Annotated in this window: 25 protein-coding genes and 1 pseudogene; 4 read left to right on the top strand and 22 right to left on the bottom strand. The window is 43.7% G+C overall.

The features are described 5' to 3' along the window. Positions 1–12: 12 nt before the first annotated feature. The 4 genes from AC0YN7_RS04660 to modA form a co-directional block, all read right to left on the bottom strand. Complete coding sequence (locus AC0YN7_RS04660) at positions 13–1,740, bottom strand: HEAT repeat domain-containing protein (protein ID WP_475808786.1); 1,728 nt, start codon at positions 1,738–1,740, stop codon at positions 13–15. 24 nt (positions 1,741–1,764) lie between these two features. Continuing rightward, complete coding sequence (locus AC0YN7_RS04655; protein WP_475808785.1) at positions 1,765–3,198, bottom strand: SWIM zinc finger family protein; 1,434 nt, start codon at positions 3,196–3,198, stop codon at positions 1,765–1,767. A 664-nt stretch (positions 3,199–3,862) separates the two neighbouring features. Then, positions 3,863–4,528, bottom strand: coding sequence for a molybdate ABC transporter permease subunit (gene modB, locus AC0YN7_RS04650; protein WP_475808784.1), 666 nt, complete (start codon positions 4,526–4,528; stop codon positions 3,863–3,865). 2 nt (positions 4,529–4,530) lie between these two features. Beyond that, complete coding sequence (gene modA / locus AC0YN7_RS04645) at positions 4,531–5,382, bottom strand: molybdate ABC transporter substrate-binding protein (RefSeq protein WP_475808783.1); 852 nt, start codon at positions 5,380–5,382, stop codon at positions 4,531–4,533. A 165-nt stretch (positions 5,383–5,547) separates the two neighbouring features. On the opposite strand from modA, the gene AC0YN7_RS04640 reads away from it, so the two are divergent. After that, the gene (locus tag AC0YN7_RS04640) at positions 5,548–6,498 is read left to right on the top strand and encodes a substrate-binding domain-containing protein (RefSeq protein WP_475809109.1); all 951 of its coding nucleotides are present in this window, start codon (positions 5,548–5,550) and stop codon (positions 6,496–6,498) included. A 65-nt stretch (positions 6,499–6,563) separates the two neighbouring features. Here AC0YN7_RS04640 and AC0YN7_RS04635 read toward each other — a convergent pair whose 3' ends face one another. The 6 genes and pseudogenes from AC0YN7_RS04635 to AC0YN7_RS04610 form a co-directional block, all read right to left on the bottom strand. Continuing rightward, a complete protein-coding gene (locus AC0YN7_RS04635; RefSeq protein WP_475808782.1) occupies positions 6,564–6,911 on the bottom strand; it encodes a hypothetical protein in 348 nt (115 codons plus the stop codon). 111 nt (positions 6,912–7,022) lie between these two features. Continuing rightward, positions 7,023–8,069: pseudogene (locus AC0YN7_RS04630) on the bottom strand (LLM class flavin-dependent oxidoreductase); the annotation flags it as partial. A 16-nt stretch (positions 8,070–8,085) separates the two neighbouring features. Next, complete coding sequence (locus AC0YN7_RS04625) at positions 8,086–9,027, bottom strand: ring-cleaving dioxygenase (protein WP_475808781.1); 942 nt, start codon at positions 9,025–9,027, stop codon at positions 8,086–8,088. 51 nt (positions 9,028–9,078) lie between these two features. Beyond that, complete coding sequence (locus tag AC0YN7_RS04620; protein ID WP_475808780.1) at positions 9,079–9,522, bottom strand: MarR family winged helix-turn-helix transcriptional regulator; 444 nt, start codon at positions 9,520–9,522, stop codon at positions 9,079–9,081. Between the two features lie 84 nt (positions 9,523–9,606). After that, complete coding sequence (cdaS, locus tag AC0YN7_RS04615) at positions 9,607–10,221, bottom strand: sporulation-specific diadenylate cyclase CdaS (protein ID WP_475808779.1); 615 nt, start codon at positions 10,219–10,221, stop codon at positions 9,607–9,609. A gap of 145 nt (positions 10,222–10,366) precedes the next feature. Then, positions 10,367–11,185: a DUF2935 domain-containing protein gene (locus AC0YN7_RS04610; RefSeq protein WP_475808778.1), complete on the bottom strand. Its 819-nt coding sequence runs from the start codon at positions 11,183–11,185 to the stop codon at positions 10,367–10,369. 328 nt (positions 11,186–11,513) lie between these two features. Between AC0YN7_RS04610 and AC0YN7_RS04605 the strand changes: the two genes are divergently transcribed. Next, entirely contained in the window at positions 11,514–12,053 is a 540-nt protein-coding gene (locus AC0YN7_RS04605) for an NADPH-dependent FMN reductase (RefSeq protein WP_475808777.1), read from the top strand. 123 nt (positions 12,054–12,176) lie between these two features. On the opposite strand, the gene AC0YN7_RS04600 is transcribed toward AC0YN7_RS04605, so the two are convergent. Continuing rightward, positions 12,177–12,902 carry an RNA polymerase sigma factor gene (locus AC0YN7_RS04600; RefSeq protein WP_475808776.1) on the bottom strand — a complete coding sequence of 242 codons (726 nt, stop codon included), beginning with the start codon at positions 12,900–12,902 and terminating at the stop codon, positions 12,177–12,179. Between the two features lie 225 nt (positions 12,903–13,127). Between AC0YN7_RS04600 and clpP the strand changes: the two genes are divergently transcribed. Next, entirely contained in the window at positions 13,128–13,712 is a 585-nt protein-coding gene (gene clpP, locus AC0YN7_RS04595; RefSeq protein ID WP_475808775.1) for an ATP-dependent Clp endopeptidase proteolytic subunit ClpP, read from the top strand. Positions 13,713–13,833: 121 nt separating this feature from the next. Here the strand turns inward: clpP and AC0YN7_RS04590 are convergent, their stop codons facing one another. From AC0YN7_RS04590 to AC0YN7_RS04580, 3 genes are read right to left on the bottom strand one after another with little or no spacing between them, the layout of a single operon-like run. Further along, the gene (locus AC0YN7_RS04590; RefSeq protein WP_475808774.1) at positions 13,834–14,784 is read right to left on the bottom strand and encodes a sugar phosphate isomerase/epimerase family protein; all 951 of its coding nucleotides are present in this window, start codon (positions 14,782–14,784) and stop codon (positions 13,834–13,836) included. 40 nt (positions 14,785–14,824) lie between these two features. Next, positions 14,825–16,108, bottom strand: a complete 1,284-nt coding sequence (locus tag AC0YN7_RS04585) for an MFS transporter (RefSeq protein ID WP_475808773.1) — start codon at positions 16,106–16,108, stop codon at positions 14,825–14,827. Between the two features lie 21 nt (positions 16,109–16,129). Then, on the bottom strand, positions 16,130–16,513 hold the full coding sequence (locus AC0YN7_RS04580; protein ID WP_475808772.1) for a RidA family protein: 384 nt from the start codon (positions 16,511–16,513) through the stop codon (positions 16,130–16,132). A gap of 174 nt (positions 16,514–16,687) precedes the next feature. Here AC0YN7_RS04580 and AC0YN7_RS04575 point away from each other — a divergent pair, with 174 nt between their 5' ends. After that, positions 16,688–17,377, top strand: a complete 690-nt coding sequence (locus AC0YN7_RS04575) for a helix-turn-helix transcriptional regulator (RefSeq protein ID WP_475808771.1) — start codon at positions 16,688–16,690, stop codon at positions 17,375–17,377. 151 nt (positions 17,378–17,528) lie between these two features. On the opposite strand, the gene AC0YN7_RS04570 is transcribed toward AC0YN7_RS04575, so the two are convergent. From AC0YN7_RS04570 to AC0YN7_RS04535, 8 genes are all read right to left on the bottom strand, one after another. Next, positions 17,529–18,314: an HAD family hydrolase gene (locus AC0YN7_RS04570; protein WP_475808770.1), complete on the bottom strand. Its 786-nt coding sequence runs from the start codon at positions 18,312–18,314 to the stop codon at positions 17,529–17,531. 30 nt (positions 18,315–18,344) lie between these two features. Further along, a complete protein-coding gene (locus tag AC0YN7_RS04565; protein WP_475808769.1) occupies positions 18,345–19,142 on the bottom strand; it encodes a DeoR/GlpR family DNA-binding transcription regulator in 798 nt (265 codons plus the stop codon). Positions 19,143–19,154: 12 nt separating this feature from the next. After that, the gene (locus AC0YN7_RS04560) at positions 19,155–20,180 is read right to left on the bottom strand and encodes an ABC transporter ATP-binding protein (protein WP_475808768.1); all 1,026 of its coding nucleotides are present in this window, start codon (positions 20,178–20,180) and stop codon (positions 19,155–19,157) included. Next, positions 20,177–20,986 (bottom strand): ABC transporter permease, encoded by an 810-nt coding sequence (locus AC0YN7_RS04555; protein ID WP_475808767.1) that lies wholly within the window; start codon positions 20,984–20,986, stop codon positions 20,177–20,179. The genes AC0YN7_RS04560 and AC0YN7_RS04555 overlap by 4 nt, the downstream gene beginning before the upstream one ends. Continuing rightward, positions 20,983–21,831, bottom strand: a complete 849-nt coding sequence (locus AC0YN7_RS04550; RefSeq protein ID WP_475808766.1) for an ABC transporter permease — start codon at positions 21,829–21,831, stop codon at positions 20,983–20,985. Before AC0YN7_RS04550 ends, AC0YN7_RS04555 begins: the two co-directional genes overlap by 4 nt. Positions 21,832–21,862: 31 nt before the next feature. Further along, positions 21,863–22,987, bottom strand: a complete 1,125-nt coding sequence (locus tag AC0YN7_RS04545; protein WP_475808765.1) for an ABC transporter substrate-binding protein — start codon at positions 22,985–22,987, stop codon at positions 21,863–21,865. 315 nt (positions 22,988–23,302) lie between these two features. Beyond that, positions 23,303–23,773, bottom strand: coding sequence for a GlcG/HbpS family heme-binding protein (locus AC0YN7_RS04540; RefSeq protein WP_475808764.1), 471 nt, complete (start codon positions 23,771–23,773; stop codon positions 23,303–23,305). 154 nt (positions 23,774–23,927) lie between these two features. Beyond that, positions 23,928–25,520, bottom strand: coding sequence for an MDR family MFS transporter (locus AC0YN7_RS04535; protein ID WP_475808763.1), 1,593 nt, complete (start codon positions 25,518–25,520; stop codon positions 23,928–23,930). Between the last annotated feature and the right edge of the window lie 51 nt (positions 25,521–25,571).

Raw genomic sequence — 25,571 nt, 5'->3', positions numbered from 1 at the left:
TTTTCTGTTCAATTAGGATTGTTTGGCAGCCACACGATCAGCGATATCCATCATTTGTTGTTTGACGCTCTCGTACTTCAATGATTCTGCAAACTGTCGGAGTCTATCCGCGTAGACGGGTGGAAGTAAGGAAAGAAGCATGTCTTGTGATGGAGTTAAATAATAGAAATGACTCTTATTATCTCGCTCCAAAATATCCATCACCATTTCGGGTGCATAATCAACTTTAAGGTGATATAGCGCCAGCAGCATATCGACAGTAACATAATCAAACTTCGGATGAGCAGTACACTGCTTCGTAAGATATGAGACAACTGCAGAATCGGAATGAAATACAAACTTTGTGACAAGCTCTTTCTCATCCAGTTTTATTAACAAATGAACCCATCTTGGGTCCCAGTTTTTTTGTACAGAATGGCCACTTACCAGATCCGAGATATTCTCCGAAATCATATCCATCGTACGTAATAACTCCTTGGCCGCCGAAGTTCGTTTATTGTTCAGCTCAGGAGCATATCGCTCATATACCTCTTCCGGTGACAGACTGTGAACCGCTGCCTGGAAACTGTAGGCAATGAACCTGCGATTATACGCCTGCTGCAGACCAACAGTAAATGCATATGCCTCAGGCTTATCTAGATACAGGAGCATTTGCACGGCTAGCTCTTGTAATCGATCCAGCTTGGCTGTTTTAGCAGCAGGAACGGATAGTATTTTTTGCAGCAGTAAAAAGAGTTCATTCGAAGTCGCGCCTTCCATACTTGATAAATATGAAATGAGATGCTGTTCCTGCTCTTCGTTCTTCTTTCCAGCAACCACTTCAGCAAGCACGTCTTCCGTTTGTCGAATGACGCGATGGATTAATTCTTCCGATCCGCACAGACGGACTGGCTCAATTGCCAGTTCAAAGTCTTTGGATGTCAAAGCTTGAAATAGACGATCCTGTGCTTTAGCTGAACCAAGCTTTGATAAAGCTGACAGGGCTGCTCTTCGAATTTCTTTTTTCTTTTCATCAGCCTGTTCCAGAAGGAATTGCTCTTGTTCTGGAAATTCCCCTAGTAGTTCAATCGCAGTAGCACGTACATCGACAGATCCTTGTGTCGCAGCTTCTAGGTATAGATCCAAAGCAGCCCTTCCCTCTATATGATAAATTAACTGAAGTCTGCGGGCGTGCCCTTTACCCCCTTGCAGTTGTAGCTGCTGCTTCAGTAAAGGGAGAGCATCTGATCCATATTGTGAAATGACTTTGTGAAAAAGAAACTCTGGAATTTCTGCATAGCTGTCATCCAGTGCGGTGATTGCCGCGGGAATCACACGGAAGTCATTGAACAATCCTTCATTGTAAGCATTGTGCAGCTGTTCAAGTCTCCCTTGACCTTTTTGCGTTAATGCTTCGATCAAAGGGGCGATCTTACGGTAAGGGATAGTGGTGACAGACTTGATTTCTGTACCTACTATAGAAGATATTTCTCCTACCCCCTCTGTTTTTCCCTGTGTGTATAGGACGGAATGTAGAAGTGTACCTAATTCAAGCAGCCTTGTTGCTGCTTCTGCTCTGTCCGACGACAGAAGCTCATTAACTCCTTGTGCAAATCTATTAAATATGGGAGCTGTTTCCCCTAATTTCTGCAACTGAGGCAGTATTTTACCAAGTCTCAAATCACCTGCCGCCATTCCACTTCCCGCTATGTAAAGCCGGCGCAATTCATGCTGCAAGTCAAATAAAATAGTTATACTCATTAACATATCTCCTAATCCTGTTCATCAATAAAACAAACGAATAATATGATCAGATGCAACGATGCTTAACGGCTGAGCTGATAATTGATTGTGCTCGAGGTCATGCTCAAACATAACCAGAATTGCGTGATTGCTGACATATTGTCGATTCAGCATCGAGAGTAATGGTGTTGTTGGATGATTCAGCCATAAAATATCTGCAAGTCGCAGCTGTTTACCTTGTCTATCTACCAGCAGGAAGCCATCCTTATCGCTCGCAATATCCACATAATCTAAGAGTACAATCGGATGTTTCTCCGAGAGCGGGTTTTTGATCTGATTTTTGACCTGCTTGAGCGCCTCGGGAATAGACTTACATGCATGCGATCGAATCTTATCATAATCTAGCTGCTCAGGCTGCTGAGTCGCCGCCACTTCCCACCGCACGCGTGGGTTCATATCCCCAGGATAGACGAATAGCTCTTTGACTTTGTGCACTTCATAGGATGAATCTTCTTCCTTGATGTATTTAGATGCACGGAAAGGTCTGTACGTTCGTGTCATTTGTAGGCTGCCGGTATGTAGCTCCATCCAACATCCTTCATCGACATACTCACCACGGGCTTCATCCGTATATGAGCGGAAAAATAGCTGCAGCAGCTCAGCGTCTGCTTGTACCCGGCCATGTTCACGGAGCTCTACCAATTGCCAAGCATGCCCGATCCATTCCTCAAGCGTGGAATCAACATCCATAGTTAGATCCGGATTATCTATTTTGCTCTGTAGATAGTCCTTGCTTTTCTTTACCAATGAATAAAGGATGTTTATTTGCCCTATCGCGAAAGAATAGATGTCTTCTCTTTCATCATCGGATTGAAGCACAAGCAGCAATTCCCGCAGTGCTGTCTGAATTCCAGGGATATAATGGTTGCCTAACTGCTTCGACTGCTCATCCAATGTTTTAAGCGTTTTCTTGTCGATGCTCCCTAACCCAGACTGGATAAGTTGGAGAATGAGTTTCTCTAAAATGCCGATCCCTTCTAATTGAGACGATACTTTTTTCACCAATGCTGCTTTATTAGGCTTACGTTTTTTGACGTTTTCCCCGCTTGCCCCTTCTTTTTTCTTTACTTCACGCTTTTCAGCATTCTCTCTTTTGTCCATAATATCTTGAGGAAGGTCAGTTGTTTCAAACGGATTACCCGATGTATAGGCATACATTAATCCTAAATTGTGTTTGCATGGAAATTGCCGACTAGGACAGGAGCAGCGGAAAATCGGAGCATCAGCTTTAATGAAGTCAACGGAACAGAGGTATGGACTACTTCCACTTCCTTTGCACTCGCCAAAAATAAGGGTCTGATCCGGGGAACAGCAAAGCTTGGAAAATTTGTTCTTCTTGACCAAATCCTTGCCATTCTTAATTGCAGTGCTGTTCAGCGCCAAACTATCTATATAGGATTCTGTTAATTGATTCATCTTCTACCTCTCAAATCTAGTTTTAATATGTATTAATTCCACAATTTATAATTCCACATTTTTTGAAAATTTCCTATTAGAATATGAAAAAATGACCAAAATAGAACACCATTACTTTGAGCATGGGACAAATAAATCAAAAAAAAGAGCTTGATATCTCAAGCATCTCTAAATTTAATGATGTTTATGTTGTTTTGCTGGGCAGCATACTTTATACCGCTATTTTTGTCAGAAAAACCAATCAATCCGCATTACTCTATCATTATCCATTTGTTAACTCTCATACAAATACCACTGCCTGCGCTTTCTTCGTACTACGTATGTATTAGCCCGTAGTAGATCGACTTTTAGTCATTAAGAGCTTAGTTTTTAATACTTCGCTTATTCGAAACTAAAATTATATTTAGGGCAGATTAGAGTGGATTTGTTACATTCAAACAGCTTATAATTCCACTTTCAATGTGTTTGAATGGAAAAGATACAATCAAATAGGAAGCTAGAGACGATTTGTCAGCAAAAAGGTTGATTAGATTGTATGATATACAGCCTAAGTTCAAACACGTCGTTTTAATGTAGGCCTGATTGTACGAAATACAGTCAAATACGACAAATCTAATATATAAATTATCACTTTCGCTAACTAAAGTCGAGTAACTGAAGAGTACTAAGAGCTTTTCCGACCCATAAGCAGCAGTAAAAATGAAATAACTATAATCGCGCAAGTCCAAGCCCATGCCATTGGCGTATTGCCCGAATCTACCGCAACGTAGATGGCAGTTGGTATCGTCTGTGTTTTACCTGGAATATTACCCGCTATCATCAGCGTAGCTCCGAATTCGCCAAGACCTCGTGCAAACCCTAAAATGTATGCGGTAATGAGTGAGCGAAATGCTAACGGAAGCGATATGTACCTGAATACCTCCCACTCACTCGCCCCAATTGAACGACCCGCATCCTCCAAGTCACGGTCTACAGAAGTGAAGCCCACCTTCATTGTTTGATATACAAGAGGAAAAGAAACCACGATAGATGCAACAACTGCTGCCCACCAAGAGAAAATAATGGGCGCGGAAAACAGCCATTCTATCCATTCACCAATCCAGCTTCTCCTTCCTAACATTACAAGTAACAAAAAGCCTACTACAGTTGGCGGAAGAACCAAGGGCAGCATAAACAGTGTTTCTAGAACAATCTTACCTTTAAACGAGCGGCGGGACATCCACCAAGCTATTGCCACGCCAAACAGAACAACCACTAAGCTAGAAAGAAATGCTACTTGTAAGGAAATCCGAATGGGCAGCCAGAAATCATGCCAGTTTATAGTTGCCATAATTAGTTCGGAACAGAAAAGCCATATTTAACAAATACATCAAGAGCTTCTTTCGACTGCAAATACGTGTAAAAATCCTCGGCTTCTTTGTTATGCTTAGTGGCCCTAACAATACCAATCGGATATTGAATCGTCTTATAAGTTGCTGCGTCAACTGAATAAGCAATCTTTACTTTATCGGATGTTAGAGCGTCTGTTTTATATACAAAACCTGCATCCGCATTTCCAGTTTCCACGTATTGCAGCACTTGTCTTACATCTTTTGCTTGTACGGATTTAACCTGCAAAGCATCCCAAACCTTCGCGTTCGTCAACGCTTCCTTAGCATAGTTGCCAGCTGGAACGGTTTCCGGAATGCCAATCGCAACTGTTTTTACTTCCTCTTTCGTTAGATCGGTCATATTTTCAATCCGCATTTTACCGTCAACTGGAACCACAATGACAAGCTCATTTTTCAATAAGTTTATATGTTGGTTCGGATCAATTAGCTGTTTATCTACAAGTGCCGTCATATTCTTAACTGCCGCTGACAGGAACAAATCAGCTGGCGCCCCTTGCTCAATTTGCTGCTGCAGCGCGCCGGACGCGCCGAAGTTGAAGTTTAATTTAATATTTTGGAATTTAGCTTCATAAATTTTCTGTATTTCCGTTAAAGCATCGGTCATGCTGGCTGCTGCCGAGATCGTCAGCTCTACCTCTTTGATTGGTTGTTGGCTAGGCTCGATTGTGCTTTCTGTTGATGTGCCTGTATTCGTATTTATATTCGTATTTTGTGCAGCCCCACAGCCTGCAAAGACTAACGTCATCGTAACTAAAAAAGATAAGACCATATAACCTTTAATCATTTTAAACATTTGTAACCCTCCGATGTTATGTTTAGATATAAATAATAATATCTAATATGAATTATATATATTATTCGTCTAATTTGTAAATGTAATATACAAAACGTACCTATCTAATATGGTACAATAAAAATAAAAGTAAACTAGCTAGTACAGCTAATAAGGAGGAGCATGATGTCCAGCGATTTCTCGTATACGACCGAAGAAATTGCCAAGCTGCTTAAAATATCCAAACTCACCGTATATGACCTTATAAAAAAAGGCGAGCTGCCCTCTTACCGTGTTGGCAAGCAGATGCGAGTAGATCCGGCCGATTTAGAAACCTATAAGCAGCGAGCCAAAGGAATGCAAACCAATGAACTTCTAACTATAATGGACCCACCCACTCGATCACATTCGCAACCTTCCAATACAGGACCTCGTCCTATCGTTATTACAGGTCAGGATCTCAGCCTTGATATTTTAGGGAAGTATATGGAAAAAAACTTGGTTGGTATCCGTCCTCTTCGTTCTTATGTAGGAAGCCTTGACAGCCTAATTTCGATGTACCGCGGGGAATCTGACATCGTCAGCACTCATCTTCTTGATGGAGATACAGGTGAATACAACCTCCCCTATATTAAAATGCTGCTTGTTGGTTCCTCCTATATCGTTGTCAATTTGCTTTCCAGAAATGCAGGATTATATGTCAAGAAAGGCAATCCTTTATCACTGAATGGCTGGTCTGATTTAGGAATCCAGGGCTTGCGAATTGTAAATCGCGAGAAAGGCTCCGGTGCCCGTGTATTACTAGATGAACAGCTTCGTCTTCATGGCATGAAGCCTAATCAAATTATCGGATATGATCAAGAACAGAGCAATCATCTTGGGGTGGCGTCGAAAGTGGCATCAGGCGAAGTGGATGTTGGCGTAGGCATTGAAAAAGCAGCCTCAATTGTCGGTAATATCGATTTTATCCCTTTAATTAAAGAGCGTTATGATCTCGTCATGCTCAAAACCGCCAACAATCAAGCTTGGATTAATTCACTGCTCCATATTCTCAGATCAGAAGATTTTAAGAAAGAGCTTCAGTCCATTACAGGCTATGACCTGTCACAAACAGGCGAAATTTTGCTGGAAACGTAGAGTTAACTAGTAATAGTAGATATATAACCAAAGAACCCTTGCAAGAGCAAAGGTTCTGTTGGTTATTAAGTTTTAAACATTCCCATTATAGGCATAATCGATTGAAGCAAGTTCATACCAATACGAATATTAGGGATCATTCCGTTAATAAATCCGAGCATGCTAGTTCCATTATTCAACGCTGATTCGCTAAAAAAGGAATCTAAAAAGCCTGATATCTGAGCCTTATCTCCACTTTTAATTGTTGAAGCTGGCAGCTTATTCTCAACTTGTAAACCGGATAACATCAGTACATTGTTCTCAATACTACTCATCGTACCTACATATTGTCGACCATCCTTCAGTACAATTATGACTGGTTGACCTACCCACTGCACTGCCGTTTTATTGGTTAATTCTTTTTTTGAAGGCACCTTTTATCACTCACTTTGCATTATTTACTATACATTGTATTCAATATTCAATGATTGTCCTGTGTCTTTTATCTTTTTTATATTATTAGTGAGGGTGGTGCCCTTTGTTGCTGTATGTTTCTTAATCGCTGGCATAATTTCAGTTGCAATCAGCTCTATATTTTTCGCGATATTATCGAATGGAACGCCACCGAAATCTATTTGTGCCATAAAACGCTGTTGGCCGAATAATTCATATTGGTAGAGCATTTTTTCGATTATTTGCTGTGGACTGCCAATCATTAAAGCATCTCGAAAATCTGTTGATTGCGCAAATTGTTGTTTTGGATAACCGCCGCCTCGCAACGCTTGCATACCAGAATTAGCATGTGGATAGTACTCACGAAGCGCGTCCTGTGTCGTTTCAGCTGTGTAAAATAAACTCGTTGTTGCAATTGGTAAAGCTGCTGGATCAAAGCCACTGCGCTCTGCTGCTTCACGATATGCATCAACCGATATTTTAAAGCTGCTTGAAGGACCACCCAGCGTTGTAAGCATCATCGGAACACCCGCATGTCCTGCCTTGATCGCACTTGCAGGCGGACCGCCAACTGCACGCCATATTGGCATATGACCATTTTGAGGTTGCGGCAAAATGGATGCGTTTTGCAGCGGTGCGCGGAATTCGCCTTCCCATGTTACTTTATCCTCATTATTTATTTTCACTAGCAGCTCTAGTTTTTCTTCAAATAACTCTTCATAGTCACGCACATCATAGCCAAGTAAGCTATATGCCCCTACACGAGACCCTCGCCCAGCGACGATTTCTGCTCGACCTTTCGAGATTAAATCAATCGTCGCGAAATCTTCATACACACGAACAGGATCGGAAGTACTTAACACAGTTGCCGAGCTGGCAATTTTAATATTTTTTGTGGCCTGAGCAATTGCCCCTAAAATAACGGTATGAGCTTGCGTTGTGAAATACGTTTGATGACTTTCTCCTACTGCAAATACATCAAGCCCTGCCTCATCAGCCAGCTTGCTTGCCTCGATCAATTCATGAATGCGCTCTTCAGAACTAATCATAGTTCCTGTATGTGGATTAGGTAAATGATCCCCAATCGAATACAATCCGAATTCTAGACCTTTATTTTTATGAATACGATATTTTTCCATCTTTATTGTCTCCTTTTCAATCAAGTGGTATTAGATTTCCTTCAATTTCTGCACGTCGAGCTTCCAGAAATGGTGCTAAATCTAATTTTTTTCCGAGCCCTTCGACCGTTGAATCTTTGGTGAATCCGGGACCATCTGTAGCGATTTCGAATAAGATGCCATTGGATTCGCGGAAATATAAGCTTTGGAAGTAAAAACGATCTATAATACCTGATGAGTGAAAGCCGCGTTCCTTAACAACCTCATCCCAATGGCGAAGCTCATCCTCGTTATTAACGCGGATTGCTAAATGATGAATGCTGCCCTTTCCAGGCTTTTCACTCGGTCCTTCTTTCTGTATAACGACAATCTCTCCAAATGTCTGACCGGCAACAGATTGATAAACCGCTTCGGAATCTGAGCGAAACACTTCTATATAACCAAACATGTCCGTTAAAGTGTTGGCTAATCGATCTAAGTGTCGGACAGTAATCTCGACTGTACCCATACCTAAAATTCGGTGCTCAGGCTCAACGACGGAATCCTCCCATGCTTCCCATTGTTCAGGAACCTCTTCGCCGTTATTGTTGATCAATATCATTCTTAAGCCTTCATGATCTTCAAAATGCAAAGCGTCTCGTCCAGCATATTTTGTAATTTCGTCATGCTTTACATCTAATTGCTCAAAACGTTTTTTCCAATATACGAGACTTTCAAATGCTGGAACAAGTAAACCAATTTGCGTAATTGCATTTGTTCCACGAACTGTACTTCCTGCCATAGGCATCTCAAAAAATGAAAGCTCAGTTCCCGCACTGCCTGTTAAATCACCATAAAACAGATGGTACATGGTAGGATTATCCTGATTTACAGTTTTCTTCACTCTGCGAAGCCCTAATACGTTTTGATAAAATTCATTATTCTTTTGCGCGTTTTTTGTCAGCATCGATATGTGATGATGTCCAGGAATGGTATACATTATATTTCCTCCTCTTTATAACTTGACTAGTCAATTGATAGGGCAAAAAAATTACTCAGGCGGTAATTCTTTTTTCTGGCTATGTTTATGGACACGAGTCATTAATGTGTATAGTGTTCTTTGCTCTTCTTCATTTAATACATCCTCGAAAAATGAGGTTTGGAAAGCTAATTGTTCAGGCATTGCTTGTTCTAAAATAGCTTCTGCTTTCTCTGTAAGGCTTATTGTCTTTGTCTTCCAGTCTTGCTTACGAACAATATAGCCTTCTTTCTCAAGTCGTACGAGCATGCGTGAAATACCACCTTGCGTAACTGTAACTTTCTCAGCTAACTCCATCTGCGTGAGTGGCTGATAGGTACGAATTTGCACGAGTGCATCAAATTGAGCAGTCGTTATTTCAAACCGTTTTAAAAAGTCATTCGACATTTGGTTACTTTGGTTCGTAAAACGCATTAAGCGTAACCAGATGAGCGAGCCTATCGTATTATTACGCATTTCGTTTCCTCCCCTCGTTAGTCTTGCCATCACTTTACTACTCAATTGATAAAAAAGCAAGTAGATAATTTCATATCTAGATCACTACCCAGGAGAAAAAGGATACAAAGTACCATCCAAACTAAAGGATGCTTGTCCCGTTTCCTCCGATACTATAATGACAAGCGCATCGCATAATTCTGATAATCCCAGCCCTGCGCGATGTCTTGTACCAAGTTTCTTCTGTTCCGTCTCCCTTTGGGTTAAAGGTAAAACGTTTGCTGCGGACATGATTTTATCACCTTGAATTAAGACCGCTCCGTCATGAAGCGGGCCGCCGGGAGTGAAGATAGATTCTAGCAGCGAATGTGTCAGCATCGCAGAAACAGGTACTCCGCGCGTAATAAACCTATCAATTTGATCTGATCTTTGTATGACGAAAAGTGCCCCATGACGCCGCTGTGATAAATTGAAAATGGCTTTGGACAGCTCGTCGTATTTAGCGGTATATGGAGCGAGGTAACATTTTAAGTAAAAGGTTGAAGCGAGTGATTCCGTTTCTAAAAATTGTACCTTCATACTATGGAACTCGTTTAACAAACAATTGCCAGCATCGTGTTCTAATCCTTTTATCAAAGCTTCAGTGGATAAGCTTAATTGCTGAAGTCTATTTTCCACAGCTACTTTCAATGGAGAGAAATCACATTTTATTTCATCCATTCTTCCACCCCCACCTCTCTCTAAATCAAACCTAAGATGAATACATCATCTATTTTGCTTAGCCCCCCTTATTTTATACACACTTTGTTAAGCTGCCCATATAAAAAAGCCCGCAGAGTATGCGGACCACAAAGCGATAAGTATTTTACCCAAAATGATTTTTAGCTTGAACAGGTTTGCCATTCAGACTGTTTTCAAACATGTCAATAATGATTAAGAAATGCTCTGCTTCGCGGAATACATGATCAGCCAATAACGGGTGAATAATGCTCTTTATTCGACAGGCTTCAATTAAATCACGAGCTGTTTTCTTGAAATCTCGAAGTGATTTTACCGATACTCTGTTCTGATCAAGGAATTGGTCAAGGAGTGGTTTTGTCTGCGATTGCGGACGCATGGATTCCAAGTCCTTCGCTTGGAATAATAGCTGGTCGAATTCTTGACTGAAGTTATTTGCCTGTTCAACTAGCTTACGTTCTGAAGGATCAAGTAAATGGCTAATAAACTTGGCATGGTCGGCCATTATTTTTAGGAAAAATACATTCTCGTCAATTATGGCATCAGGCAATGGTTCTAACCTGCCCAGATTTAATTCTGTTAACCGGTTTCTAAAGTAATTTGCTTCTCTGCTTACATGGTCAACTAACAAGGGGAAATTGTTGGCACCGGGAAGCTGACACGTCAATATCAGCCCAAGTACTTTTCTTTTGAAAGCCCATATATAAGATACTGCAATATGGACTTCCTCATTGAACCTTTTAATAACGTTAGGATCTGTACCAACCGTAAATGCATTAGCCCTGCTTTCGATTTTTTCAAAGATTGTATAAAAATGATTAGCCTCATTAATCAATTGTGTATCTTCACAGCGGAATCCCAATTTAAGAAATAAGGAATGCTCCTTCATAATCCGTGACCAAAATCTTACTTCTTCTAATGAACGTACGACAAACTCATCCGGCAATTACATCTCCTCCCTTAGTCTTCACTCTCCTCCATACCATATGAGTAATAACTTGGTCATATACCGCGTAATGTAATTTCGATAACCTTGACGGATGATTGAATGTCCTCCTTATTACCTAAATGTACAAGCACTACAATAATACTAACTAATAGTAAGTCACTTGACAAAAGAGATTTAATTAGATATTATTGTCTCAGGTTAAAGATACTCTAATTAAAGGCAGTTGGAGTATGATTTATATTTTAGCTTTAGAAAAATTAGCGGTGTTGTAAGTCGCTCTGTTGGGCAAATTATTTGGTAGAACCAAAACCGAGGAGGAAAAACAATGTCAAAATTAAATATCGGAATTATTCTAGGTAGTACTCGTCAAGGTCGTCTAAGTCCACAAGTAGGCGAATGGGTAAAAAGCGTCGCTGATCAACGCGGAGATGCTAATTATGAAATCGTAGATATCGCAGATTTCAAGCTGCCACTCCTTGGAGAAGCTGATGCTACAGAACAAGCTACAGCATGGAATGTAAAGCTTGCTAGCTTGGACGGTTTTGTGTTTATCGTTCAAGAATATAACCACAGCATAACTGGAGCGTTGAAGAATGCACTGGATTATGCACGTGACGCATGGAACAATAAAGCAGCAGGTATCGTAAGCTATGGTTCTGTTGGCGGAGCTCGTGCTGCTGAGCATTTACGTGGGATCTTGGGAGAATTGTCTGTAGCTGACGTTCGTGTACACCCGGCATTATCACTATTCACTGATTTTGAGAACGGATCTGTTTTCAAACCAGCTGATCTTCATCTTACTAATGTTAACGGAATGCTTGATCAAGTACTCGCTTGGAGCGGTGCGTTGAAAACTTTGCGTTAATATCTAAATCCCCCACCTCTAGTAAGCAAATCAAAAAGGGCTGAACACAATTGTGTTCAGCCCTTTTTGATTTGTATATATCTTTCAGACCGCAACGACTGATCGATGGAAAGAGTTTTCTTGTTATGCTGCCATTCTTATAGTAGAAACTTGCTCAGCATAGCGCCTCGAACGGGACTCAGCTATTCTTTGATTTTGGGCTAATCCAATCGCAACTTCTGGCGCAACCTGTTCATCAAGAGCCAGCTTCACTACCTGAGCAACATCACCCGAGAGATAACAATTCAAGAACGCTTGCAGTACCGACTTCAGAGCTTCTGTCTGAGGCAATGGTTGTGTATCATCCATAATTTCCCGCTTGATGGCACTAAGAGATTGGCGTGCCCGATGATGCGCTGCTTTCACAGCCCCTTCTGTCATTTCGAGAATTTCGCCAGTTTCTTTTATCGAATAACCAAATACATCACGAAGTAAAAAGACAGCTCTTTGCAGAGGAGATTGATGCTTCATAATTGCTTGAAAGATTTTCTCAATCTCAAATGCGTTGCTTTCCGACGATATTTCCCTTAAACGTTCTCGTTCTAAAATACGATTGATTACGTTTTTTCTGCGTGATTGATCAATCCATGTATTTTTAGCGATTCGCAGCAAGAAGGCTTCGTGATTATTATGCGCGAGCAGTTTGGTTGAGCCGATTGCTTTAAGCCACGTATCCTGTGCCAAATCCTCGGCGTCCCAACGAGAACCAGTTATAGACAAGCAATAACGATAAACAACCTGTTGCATCTGCTCCATCCTATTTCCAACAGAATTAATACTGACTTTATCGATAAAATGAGCTGCGTTCATTCAATCTTCCTCCTTCGAACTTTAACTTACTCCAGAGCAAAAGATAATTATCTATAATTATAAACGAATAAGTCACTCAATAGGATACGCAGCAATACGAAAAAGTTTTCACTGCATGTCTTTATTATATGGCTAACTCCACTCACCATAAATGCGTATCTTTTCTGACAGCTGTTTCGTTTACAAGTCGAAACCGAAAAAAAAGAATGATGGAGAGTGATCAAGATGAGTAATTTTGTACCTTATGTTGTGGAGCAATCTAGGAGCGGTGAGCGATCCTACGATATTTATTCAAGATTGTTGAAAGACAGAATCGTATTTCTAGGTTCTGCGATCGATGATCAAGTTGCAAACAGTATAACCGCCCAGCTGCTATTTCTGACTGCCGAGGACCCGGATAAGGAAATCTATATGTATATCAACAGTCCAGGTGGCTCAACTTCTGCTGGCTTCGCCATTTACGATACCATGCAATATATCAAGCCTTCTGTACAAACGATCTGTACCGGCTTCGCCGCATCCTTCGCCGCAATCCTGCTACTGGCAGGCTCCAAAGGAAAGCGGTTCGCCCTGCCGAACAGTGAGATCATGATTCACCAGCCGCATGGCGGAGCTCAGGGGCAAGCCAGCGATATTGCTATTAGCGCTAAAAGAATTTTAAACATTCGCGCGAAGCTAAATCAAATTACGACTGAACGAACCGGTCAACCGTTAGAACGCGTCGAGAAGGACATGGATCGCGACTATTTCATGTCAGCAGAGGAAGCTGTCGAATACGGGATAATAGATAAGGTCATTACTTCATTATAGACCTCTTTTCTACTTTTCATCATTTACAAATGGGATCGTTATTGTATGCGATCCCTTCATAAGAAAATGAATATAAAAAAAGGAGCACGAATGCCCCTCTTCGGTCTTTTCCGCTATGTTGTTACCGGCAATACTTATCTCTCAAAGCCAGCGTATACTTGATGGATTGCTCCACGCCTCTCTCTTGATCGGCTATCATTTGCTCCATAAGCTCTTGCGGCGGATAATAATAATCGAGCGGTTTGATGTCGGACAAGTCATAAGGAGGCTGCTCGACTTTAAACGCTCCTTCACCGACTTCGAATACGCCTCCGGCTCCCGGTTCTCTTTTGAAAGCAGTGGCATAAGGGAAACACATTTCCACATTGATCCGTGTCAGGCTCGATTGCTCGACAAGAATTTTGAAAATTTGCGCCAAGTCGATGCTGCCGGTACCGACAGGAACGCCGCATACCCGGTAATCGTCACCGTCATGAACAATGATGTGGTCTTTAAAATGGGTGGTGAATGCATACGGCGCCAATTTTTTGACGGCTTCGACTGGATCTTCCCATGCCATCATGCCGTTTCCGACATCGCAATGAGCGCGTACCCATGGGCTGCCGACTTCCTCGATGATGCGGATAACCTCGCTAGTCAGCTCTTCCTCGTGATTTTCAACAGCCAACTTAATTCTGTACTTCTGCAGTAACGGCACAATTTTCCGAATGTCACCTGGTGCTGCAAGCAGCCTGCCCTGGTCGTATGTCCCCATACAAGTGTAAGTCCGGATAACATCCGCCCCGATCTGATGGGCTGCTTCGATTACTTGTGACAAGTGTGCAGGGTCGGTACCGTTCGTATCGATTTCGGCAAAAAATCCGTATTTTTGGATTTCGGCCTTTACTCTCCTCAAATATTCGGGTTCGAACGATTCGAGCGTTCCCCATCCGGGCAGTCCCGGCCACTCCACAATATTGATCATGACCCCGTCCAAACCAAGCTCGGCCGTCTTTCTAATAAATTGAAAAATATCCATTCTTCCTGTAATAAACTGCAGGTGATAGCTCTCTGTTTCCAAACCGATTTTCATGTACGCTCTCCTCCATGTATCCGATGTTTATTGAGTACGGCTACAGAACTTGTTCTGCCGCTTGCTCTTTTTTCTTTTTTACGACCCTCACCAAATAACTGCTAACAAGAAAGCCTACTGCCGCAAATCCTATCATGGTCATAAACACATGTTTATATCCATCGATTCCCGGCGTCCGATCCAGCATACTTCCATACAGTGTAAAGGCAAACATTGACGGAAAATAACCAACTAAGCAAGCGATGGAAACCGCTGCGCCACTAATTTCCCGAGGGATGCCGACTTCTTCGATCGGAGCGAAAAACACGGCTCTTTGGGTGAATATGATCGCACCGTAAGCGAGCGTGAACAGCATCCCCACATAGATGTTCATGGTTTCATGCGGAAGGAAAATAAAGATGATCATACCGATAATGGATAATACGAAAGCCATTCTCAAATATTTGGACGGGGATTTGAATGTTTTGTCAGCCAGGAAGCCACCTAGCGGTCCGCCGACCATCTTCAAGCCGTATTGATTGATAATCCCGTACGCACCAACTAACGCAACAGGCATCCCGTAGATTTCTTTCAGGAACGGAATGAAATACGTCAAGCCAATATAAACGGAGTATACAGAGAAAATAGTGAACGACACTACCCATATTTCAGGCATTTTGATGGCTTGAAGAGCTCCTTGAAACGCCAATTTGTTGCGATTGATTTTATTGCCTTGCTCGTCCGTATCCTTGATGACGTCGTCCTCGACAAGAAAATATGAAATGATAGCGATTACAATTGCAATAACGGAAAAGAATATGATGGCACCTCTTAAACCGGCCGCCCCTTCTCCCAGCCATCTGAAGATGCCAAGTGCCGTGAATGCTACGATCGTGTCGACGACCCCTCTTCCTGCTTCCAGAAAACCGAACATTCTGCCTTGCTCGTCTTTCTCACCAAGCAATCTTACCGCTTTGATCAATACAGGCCAGAATGCAATCTCGGCAAATAAAGCGAAAAGTGCCCAAATCACCAAAATCTCGTAATAACCCGGAAACGTTGTCAGATAAAACCCTATAATCCCTACACCGGCCAAAGCGATCGGCAACAATTTTTTCTTGGAGAACCGGTCGGTTACATACATCGAGGTGATGTAACCGAAGGTTTGGATAAAGGCATATACGGACATTGTAATACCGATTTGCGTATGCGTCATATGAAAGTAATCCATCATGGGAATGTAAAATGCGTCTTTCAACCACGGAAGTTTGAAAATCGTCCCCCCGCCCAGAATGAGAACGGCAAGCGTAAACCACTTTTTAGTCTTGATGCCACTCGTATTCATTACACTCATCTCCCTTCCGGATTACTTTTCTTTTACATAAGCAGTTACTTCAATTTCAACCAGTGCATCCTTAGGCAACCGGGCTACTTCGACGGTGCTTCTCGCCGGATAGTTTTCCCTAAAGTAAGTGGCATACACGTTATTTACCATTGTAAACGTATTCATGTCTTTTAAATAAATAACGGTTTTTACGACGTGCTTCAATTCACATCCGGCAGCCAACAAAATGGCTTTTGCATTTTCGAGCGATTGTCTGGTTTGTTCCTCGATGGATTCCGGCATCTCGCCCGTAACAGGATCGATCGGGAGTTGCCCGGAAACGAATAAGAAGCTTCCGATTCTTACGGCTTGTGAATACGGTCCGATTGCACTTGGAGCGTTCTCGGTTGAAACAGGTGTATGCATATAATGGCCCCCTAGTGGAAAAATTATCATAATGAATATTTATTATCATGATGATGAATTTATCTTACTACAGGTTTCTCATCATTTCAATCTATTTTCGAGAAATTTTTATTGAAATAATAATTTATTATTGATAGACTCAGAATAACAAACGGCAAATAAAGGTTGGTGTACATGGAAAATTCGGATAAGCTCAAGAAGTATATACCCGTCGTTCATTTTATCGCTGAAATAATGGGTAAAAATTGTGAAGTTGTTTTGCACGATGTAACCAAGCCAGACAGCTCCATTGTAGAAATTGTAAATGGTCATATTAGTGGAAGAAAAGTTAGCGGACCGATAACGGACCTTGCTTTAAAAATAATGAAAGACAAAAATTATAAAGATAAACATTTCATTTGCAATTATGAAAGCGTCGGCAAAAGCAAGAAAATGTTTCGTTCTTCGAGTTATTTCATTAAGGATGGGCAAAACGAAATCATCGGCATGATCTGCGTGAACGTCGACCTGACCGATCTCATGAATGCCCGAAGCGTCCTAGATGATGCCATTATGCTTTCCACTGTAGCCGATATTGTCAATCAGGAGCATAATCAAGAGGAACAGACCAAATCGGCTTTCGACCTGAACGTTCTGGAGAGCTTCGAGGACAACATCGAGGATCTCCTCTTGTCCCTTATTAAAGGGGTGCTGTCCGATAGCGAAATCGCGCCTGAACGAATGTCTCCGCAAGAAAAAATGGATATCGTCAGAAAGCTTAACGAAAAAGGGGTATTTTTGCTTAAAGGCGGAGTAAGCGAAGTCGCCAAACATTTGGACGCATCGGAAGCGACGATTTACAGATATTTAAACAAAATCAAATAACGAATCGACGCCGTTCAGGCCCTTGCCAGGAATGCTTCTGTCAAGGGCCTTCTTCCGAGAGAAACACTGCATCGCCAATCTTGAAGTCAATAGCTTATTTGTGCCTATTACCGCGACTACCTCCGACGGTTCAAGCCGTTCCCACCCCTGTTCATGAGATTTTCTCCGCCTTTTCCTTTCCCTGCTGCAGGTCTGTCTGCCAGATTAACCGTCCGCCCTCCGCCACGATGTCTCCAACGGAATGTATCACGTGATCGGCATCCTCCAGCTCGGGCCATCCGCTGACGCCGGAAAGAACGCCGATGGCAAGACCTGCCGAGCTGTGTCTGGCAAACTGTATATCCGTCACGGTATCGCCCGCTACGGCCACTTCTTCCGCACTTATATCGCAAGCCTCGCAAAAAGCGCGAAGCATGCTTGGACTCGGTTTCTTTTCGTAGCAGTCCGAAGTGCCGATAAAGTCGAAATAGGATGAGACACCTGCATGCTCCAGAAAAAAATTCGTCGATTCAAGATCGTCCGCCGTTGCAATGCCGATTTTAAGTCCGTGGCTGCGAAGCTGCCCGAGCAAATGGTGTAAATCCGCGGTCGGCTTTAAATTATGCCGATTCAATTTGGTCAGCCGGTAAAGCTCTTCGATCAACCAATCCTGCAAAAGCTCCAGCTTATCCGGATTTGCTTGTCTCTCCCTGAGCACGCGAACGAATGCTTCCGATAAATCCTGCGTGGTGCCGCTGGCGAGTATCCCTTTCGGATCGATTTGATTGCCGTTCAAACCGATGGCGCCGAGCAAGCTTTCTTTGGCCGAAGGATCTTCTTGCAAGCCGAAGTCCGCCAGCAGACGATCAGCCATTTGCGTCGCCACCGGCACCCAGCCGGAATAAAAGTCGATTAAAGTGCCGTCTTTATCAAACAAAATACCTTTGATCGTTTTCAATGTAGGTTCACCCAGTCTATTGTTAGTTGTTTATCCGCATTCCATAGTGTTCTCTTCCGCTATAATCCAATCGATGTTTTCCAAATAAGGCTTCCACGATGGCGGCGCAGCCTGATCGCAAACAATTGCTTGAATTTGATCCAATTGCGAAAATTTGCATAGCGTTTCTACGCCGATTTTGGAATGATCCGCGAGAATGAACGTCTCTTTTGCGACTTGAATCATTTTGGAGGAAATCGAATAATCCTCCAGGCTGTACTCCGTCACGCCCGATAATGATATTCCTCCGGGGGAAATGAATGCCTTGTTCACGCTGAACAGATCCATCATTTTTTCGCAAACTGAACCTCTTGCCGAGTATTGCTCCACATCCAATTCTCCCCCCAGCAGGATCACCCTTCCATGGTACAAGCCTTGGTTCAAGGAATCCATTAAGGCGTGGGCCGCAGGCACCGAATTGGTCAGAATGGTAACTTTATTCACTCCGCGAATGCAATGGGCCATTTCGAGAATTGTGGTTCCTACACCCATCACGATCGTATCTCCATCTTTTATTAACTGAGCAGCTCTTTGGGCCACTTTTTTCTTTTCTTCTAGGCGAACCTGCCTTCGCTGAACAAAAGGCGGCTCTCCCAGCTGAAAATTGATTTTAACGGCTCCTCCGTGTACGCGTCTGAGCAATCCTTCCTTCTCCATCACATCGAGGTCCCGTCGAACGGTTTCCATCGATACGTCAAGCAGGCGGGCCAGATCCGCCGCGTTCACCTTCCCGTAAGCTTGCAGCCGATCAAGAATCGCGGTTTTTCGTTCAACCGACAATACGGACATTGTAATCTCCCTCTATTCCAATAAAGTACAAGCTTCTTCCGGAATCCGCACGCTAATGAACAAACCTTCGTCCAAAGCGCCTTTGTGCGGAACATTCAGTTCGTCGATCGTTACGGTCGCATCCTGAGACTGAACCTGGTAACGGCGCACATTGCCGCGAACCGTCGTACTCAAAATAACCCCTTCCAGCCATAAGCCCCTGTTCCGCGGTTCGGACTGCGCTTCTCCGTCCGGATAAAGCTCCATCACTTCCGGGCGGATCGCATACGTTCCGGGCTTCACCGAATGTCCCGTCAACCGAAAAAGCTCCCCATTTGTCAATACATTATAGTTACCGATAAAACGTGCCACAAATTCGTTCTTCGGAGAGGCGTAAATATGCTCCGGTTTGCCTTGCTGGACGATCTCCCCGCCATTCATGACAAAAATGCGGTCCGAAATCGTCATTGCTTCCTCCTGGTCATGCGTTACGAAAATCATCGTCATCCCCAAATCCCGCTGAATACTCCGAAGGTCGCTCTGCAAGCTTTTTCTGATTTTGGCATCGAGCGCGCTTAACGGTTCGTCCAGAAGAAGGATGTCTGGTTCGGTGACAAGCGCTCTGGCGAGGGCGACGCGCTGCTGCTGGCCGCCGGAAAGCTGGTGCGGATAAGCCGATTCTTTGCCGGACAAGTGTACCAATTCTACCGCTTGCTTCACCTTAGCAGCAATCTGTTCACGCGCCAGCTTTTGCATTTTCAACCCGAAGGCGATGTTATCAAAGACCGTCATATTAGGAAACAGAGCGTAGGATTGAAACACCATGCCCACATTCCGGCGCTGCGGAGGCAGCTGGGAAATATCTTTCCCGTTCACGCGAATCGTCCCGCCATCCAGCGTTTCGAGTCCGGCTATGCAGCGCAGAAGCGTGCTCTTTCCGCAGCCGCTCGGTCCGAGCAGGGTGACGAGCTCCCCTTTTTCTACGCTCAGTGAAACCTGCTGCAGAACTGTAGATTTCGCGTATCGCTTAAACGCCTGATCGATTTGTACATAGCTCATTTCGCATTCTCCTTGATTTCTACTTTCTTCCGGAAACGTGTACCCAGCCTCAGCATCAGCCAGGAAATGATCAACACGATCAGGAAGTATGCTATCACAATAGCACTCGATATATGGCCGTTTTCATTCATCCGTCGCATCAAATAAATTTGGATCGTTTCATAATGTCCGCCAATGAGAAAATTGGCCATGACAAACTCGCCGATCAAGATCGAAAACGATAACAAGGCGGAAATCAAAATTCCATTTATAATATTCGGAGCGATGACAAGTGAAAATGCCTTGATTTTGCTTGCCCCTAATATTTCGGCCGCTTCCATGAGCCTCCTGGCGTCAATGGTACGTAGGCTGTTTCGAATGCCTTGATACATATAAGGAATAACGAGTACATAATACGCTCCGACTAGGATCCAGATCGTTCCGGACAACACGATGGGACCGCTCGAGTACACCTTAATCAATCCAACGGCGGCTACCACGCCCGGTACGGCGAAAGGAATCATCGCAAGTGTTTGCAGCAAACGTTCAAGCTTCGGTAAATACATGAATACGACGAAAACGGTCAGCGACATAGTCGTCACACTCGCGGCAATTGCGATAACCGATACCGTCATCGTTCGCCCGACGGCCGATAGGAAGCGTGAATCTGTAAACAGATCCCTGTACCAGTCAAGCGTATAGGAAACCGGGAGAACCGTATGGCTCCAATCTTTGGCGATCGAGTACATGAACGTAGCCGCCAAAGGCAACATTAGATATAAGATCGTTGCGAAAACGACGAGATACGAAATCCATTTTTTGTTCATGTCAAATCTCTCCTGAACCGCCGCATCAGGCGTTCGTTACACCACATGGCCCCGACCATCAGCAGTGCCAAAATGACGGCGAGCGCGCTTCCGAGCTGCGGCTGAACGGCTACGTCTCCGGCTACAAGGGAACTGATGCGGATCGTCAACAAGTTGTAGTTGCTGCCGACGAGAGCATAAGCAGTTGCGTAAGTTCCCATCGCATTGGCGAACAGGATACTGAATGTCCCGGCCACGCTGGGCAATAGTACGGGCATTCCGACATGCCGCCAAAATTGAAACGGCGACGCCCCGAGCAATGCGGCGGATTCTTGCCAGTTCTTATGAATGCCCGAGTAGGCCGGGTAGAGCAGCAAAATGGCCAAAGGAATTTGGAAGTAAACGTAAACGGTGATAAGACCGCTCCAACTGTACAAATTGAACGACTCAAACAGATTCCATCCCCATTCTTTCAACAGAAGCGTAAAAAGTCCACTGTTTCCTAGCAAAATAATGTAGGCAAACGCAAGCGGTACGCCGGAAAAGTTTGACGTCAGATTGGAAAACGTAATCACGAAGGTTTGAATTTTTTGCGGCATTCGTGTAATGGAATACGACACTATCAGAGCAATGACCATACCGATAACACTGGAATATAACGAAATGAGCAAGCTGTTGACCATGCCTTTGGAGTAATAAGGACTGGTCAAGGCGGTTTTATACTGCTCGAGCGTATAGGTCCTGCCGTCGTCGGCAAGGAAGCTGTCATGGATCATAGCGATCAACGGCAGTATCAAAAATCCGACGACGAGCAGGGCAAACGGCAGCAGTGTAACGATGGCAAACAGCGTTACCTTGCGATTCATTCGGATTTATCCTTTCATAAAGCCAAGATAGCTAGTTGATGTGAATCAACACTTGTTCCTGCCACAGCTTTGGCAATTTTTTTGATGTTTCTCCCCAAGCGTTGTAGTCCTTGATCGGCTTCGCATTTTTGTATTGCTCGGCTGGAATCAGCTTGTTGGCGACATCGTCCGGCAGCTTCACGTTTTCCCGGATCGGACGTGCATAGCCTTTAGCCAGGTTGATCTGTCCTTCATCGCTCAAAATAAATTCGCGCGTAGCTTTGGCTGCATTCGGATGGGGCGCATATTTGTTAATGATGGTGGTATAGCCGCTGACGACGCTGCCTTCCTGCAGAATGCTGACTTCAAAACGGTTCGGATCGATCTGATCGCGGTAGCCCAAAGCATTAAAATCCCAAAGTAAAGCAACGGGAACCTCTCCTTTTTCCAAAACCCCGGTGTTGATTTCGAGTGAAGCTAATCTGCCCTGCTTGGCCAATTTCGCAAAAAAGTCCAAGCCGGGTTGAATATTGTTTTCGTCCCCTCCGTGCGCGATCGCCGACGCCAATACGGCCATTTGTGCCTGCGTCCCTTTGGATACGTCAGTAATCGAAACCTTGTAATCGCCGTTAAGCAGGTCATCCCAAGTTTTAGGTGGATTTTTCACCAGCTTCTTATCGGTAATTACCGCGATTGTGCCTTGATACGCAACCACCCAGTGCCCGTCCTTGTCTTTCGCCCAGTCCGGGATATCATCCCAGCTGGATGGCTTGTAGGGCATCGTTACCCCTTTATCCTTCGCGATCGGTCCGAACGAAATTCCTACATCTCCGATGTCGGCCGTCGGGTTTTTCTTTTCAGCTTCGAATTTGGCGATTTCCTCCGCGCTTGATAAATCGGTATCTGTGTGGGTTAATCCGTATTTCGTTGTGATATCGCTCCAAGTATCCTTCCAGTTGGCCCAATTATCGGGCATTCCAACACTGACGACCTTTCCCTCTTTTGTTGCTTGCGTTTCGATTTCCTCGAGCGACAATTCCACCGCCGGAGCCGGACTATTACTTGCCGCTGGTGACGATTGCTGCCCGGAGCCGCACGCCGAAATTCCTAAAGCCATCACACTGATTGCTAGAGCTGCTTTCCAAGAGAGATTTTTTTTCACGATGTTCTCCTCCATATTTCGGCTATTTGTGCGAATTTGTTGTTTTCATCAACAATCACACTATACATTCGCAACATTAACCACAAATCAACTACACGTAAAGATTATGTAAAGGAAAACCGTTCCCAAAGTCCGTTAGAAGGGAATAAAAAAATCCTCCTGATTGAATTACATCCAAACCATGGAGATAGACATATGCACTAAGTCTCACTAACGCTAATAGAATCTCGCAATAAATACAAAAAGATTACAACTGTAAGCAAATTAAAGACATGCTACAGCTGTAATCCTATCATGTTAATAAATATATCACTCCAAATATTCACATCATTACCAATTTGATTGAAATGAACCAATACGTGCTGTTACTAATGCCGCTTCATTAAAATAGCGAACGCTCTCGAATGCTTGAACAGCAGCATTTGCCACTTCGATGTCTTGAGCGCTTGAACCACCGCTCACTCCAATGCCGCCGACGATTCTGCCTTCACTAACGAGCGGAATGCCACCGCCGAGGATAACTAATTTACCGTGGTTTGTCGTGTTTATGCCGAACGAGGGACCACCTGGAAGAGCTGCTGTCGCCAGGTTGGAAGTCGGCATCTGCATGGCTACGCTCGTCCAAGCCTTGTTCTGTGAAATGTCAATACCGGCAATCCGAGCATTATCCATCCGTGAGAAGGCGATCAAGTTCCCGCCTTCGTCAACAATAGCAATATCACTTGAGAGCCCCATCTGATGGGCTTTCTGTTCTGCGATCGCAAGCAATCGTTTAGCCATCTCCAAAGTTAGTTTGTTCAATTCATCCACTCCTTTTAGCCGTTACACCCTCAGCATATGATCATACGCCTAGAACGGTTAACGATTATTTCATTGATACCTTATATGATCGTAAATAGAAAAAGACTGTTTCTCAAGGTCGTATTAACCTGAAGAAACAGTCCTTTTCATTTATTTAATGTTCATACTCCAGCTTTCCTTCCTTCTCACCCACAGCTTTGCTATCCCGTTGTATGCGCTTGTTGCCAACAAGAAGCGCAAAGACAATCCCAGCAGCGACGAAAACCAATCCAGTAAGTGCTACAGTCGAGAATGCTTGCGACCATGCGGTTTGAATGAAGAGCAATACTTGTTCCTTCAGCTCTGCCGGTAACGGTATCTTATCCGGGTAGACCATTACGCTATATAGATCGACACCGCTGTCTTGTATCCCATTTATAGCATCCACTACCGCCCCATTGCCTTTTAACTGCTCTTCTGCAGCTAAATTGCTCACGTTCGAACGCAGCGTATTGTTCATAACAACGCTAAGTACAGTCACCCCAATAGTCCCTCCGATTGAACGGAAAAACGTGGAAGCAGACGTCACTGTACCAAGCTTATCTTTAGAAAATTCATTCTGTACAGCAATCATGAGCGTCGGCATAACTAATCCCATTCCGAGGCCGAGAATAACCATGTAGACATATGCAATCCATTGAGAAGATTCCAAGCCCATTGTACTAATTAAATAAAATCCAAATGTAGAAATTACCATACCGACCGTAAGTACTGTTCGATACGACACTCGCAGCAATAGTTGGCCGCCAATTACACTTGCTGCAATCAACGCTATCATCATTGGTGTCATTGTTGAACCGGCCTTTGTCGGAGAAACTCCGAGTATGCCTTGCATAAATAATGGTACAAACATAATAGCACCAAACATCCCAAGTCCTAGAAGGAAGCCCAGTCCATTTGTTGTTGTGAACACTCGATTGCGGAATAAGGATAGATCTAGTACAGGTTCCTTCGCTTTTGTTTCAGCATAAAGGAATAGTATTGTACATAAGAGCGCACCGCCAAAAATCAAATAGCTAGTCATGGACGCCCATTCGAATTGATCTCCGCCGAATGTTAATCCGAAGAGCAGCAATACTAAAGCAGGCACTAAGGTGAAAATTCCGAAATAATCGATTTCCACACGACCCTTTTTCAGTACTGTTTCTTTCTTCAGGCCAATAAAAATAAGAATAGCGCACAATATGCCGAATGGCACATTCATAAGGAATATCCAGTGCCAGCTGACCGAATCAACGATAACACCGCCGATGAAAGGTCCGATGACGGAGCTTAATCCGAAGATCGCTCCGAACACGCCCTGCCATTTTGCGCGCTGCTCGGCAGTAAAAATATCTCCAATGATGGTTTGTGATAACGGCATCAGCATACCCCCGCCGATTCCTTGAATAGCACGGTAAACGACGAGCATTTCCATCGAATTTGCCGTAGCACACAAAGCGGAGCCGGTGGCAAAAATAATAGCACCGATCAAATATAATAACCTTCTGCCGTACAAATCAGATAACTTACCGACAATTGGTACGACGATCGTAGAAGTAATCATATAAGCCGATGTTACCCAAGCAAAAATTTCAAACCCTTGCAGCTCTGAGATTATGGTTGGCATAGCCGTTCCTACGATTGTTTGCTCCAACGCACTAAAGAACATACCCATAATGAGTCCGAACAGCACCAATCTTCTATTAATTCCATTACTTTCCTTCAATAATAACCCTCCGCCTCTACTTGACCATGTGGTCAAAATTCGTGCTACAAT

It is taken from the genome of Paenibacillus sp. J31R122 (genome assembly GCF_056269185.1).
Note: the sequence above shows the minus strand (reverse complement) of the source record. Positions and strands in the feature narration are given on the sequence as shown.

Bases quoted from the DNA above. Each gene is read 5' to 3' on its own strand.
- AC0YN7_RS04660 (WP_475808786.1), bottom strand. From the start codon at position 1,740: ATGAGTATAACTATTTTATTTGACTTGCAGCATGAATTGCGCCGGCTT.
- AC0YN7_RS04655 (WP_475808785.1), bottom strand. From the start codon at position 3,198: ATGAATCAATTAACAGAATCCTATATAGATAGTTTGGCGCTGAACAGC.
- modB (WP_475808784.1), bottom strand. From the start codon at position 4,528: ATGGCAACTATAAACTGGCATGATTTCTGGCTGCCCATTCGGATTTCC.
- modA (WP_475808783.1), bottom strand. From the start codon at position 5,382: ATGTTTAAAATGATTAAAGGTTATATGGTCTTATCTTTTTTAGTTACG.
- AC0YN7_RS04640 (WP_475809109.1), top strand. From the start codon at position 5,548: ATGTCCAGCGATTTCTCGTATACGACCGAAGAAATTGCCAAGCTGCTT.
- AC0YN7_RS04625 (WP_475808781.1), bottom strand. From the start codon at position 9,027: ATGTATACCATTCCTGGACATCATCACATATCGATGCTGACAAAAAAC.
- AC0YN7_RS04620 (WP_475808780.1), bottom strand. From the start codon at position 9,522: ATGCGTAATAATACGATAGGCTCGCTCATCTGGTTACGCTTAATGCGT.
- cdaS (WP_475808779.1), bottom strand. From the start codon at position 10,221: ATGGATGAAATAAAATGTGATTTCTCTCCATTGAAAGTAGCTGTGGAA.
- AC0YN7_RS04605 (WP_475808777.1), top strand. From the start codon at position 11,514: ATGTCAAAATTAAATATCGGAATTATTCTAGGTAGTACTCGTCAAGGT.
- AC0YN7_RS04600 (WP_475808776.1), bottom strand. From the start codon at position 12,902: ATGAACGCAGCTCATTTTATCGATAAAGTCAGTATTAATTCTGTTGGA.
- clpP (WP_475808775.1), top strand. From the start codon at position 13,128: ATGAGTAATTTTGTACCTTATGTTGTGGAGCAATCTAGGAGCGGTGAG.
- AC0YN7_RS04590 (WP_475808774.1), bottom strand. From the start codon at position 14,784: ATGAAAATCGGTTTGGAAACAGAGAGCTATCACCTGCAGTTTATTACA.
- AC0YN7_RS04585 (WP_475808773.1), bottom strand. From the start codon at position 16,108: ATGAATACGAGTGGCATCAAGACTAAAAAGTGGTTTACGCTTGCCGTT.
- AC0YN7_RS04580 (WP_475808772.1), bottom strand. From the start codon at position 16,513: ATGCATACACCTGTTTCAACCGAGAACGCTCCAAGTGCAATCGGACCG.
- AC0YN7_RS04575 (WP_475808771.1), top strand. From the start codon at position 16,688: ATGGAAAATTCGGATAAGCTCAAGAAGTATATACCCGTCGTTCATTTT.
- AC0YN7_RS04565 (WP_475808769.1), bottom strand. From the start codon at position 19,142: ATGTCCGTATTGTCGGTTGAACGAAAAACCGCGATTCTTGATCGGCTG.
- AC0YN7_RS04560 (WP_475808768.1), bottom strand. From the start codon at position 20,180: ATGAGCTATGTACAAATCGATCAGGCGTTTAAGCGATACGCGAAATCT.
- AC0YN7_RS04555 (WP_475808767.1), bottom strand. From the start codon at position 20,986: ATGAACAAAAAATGGATTTCGTATCTCGTCGTTTTCGCAACGATCTTA.
- AC0YN7_RS04550 (WP_475808766.1), bottom strand. From the start codon at position 21,831: ATGAATCGCAAGGTAACGCTGTTTGCCATCGTTACACTGCTGCCGTTT.
- AC0YN7_RS04545 (WP_475808765.1), bottom strand. From the start codon at position 22,987: ATGGAGGAGAACATCGTGAAAAAAAATCTCTCTTGGAAAGCAGCTCTA.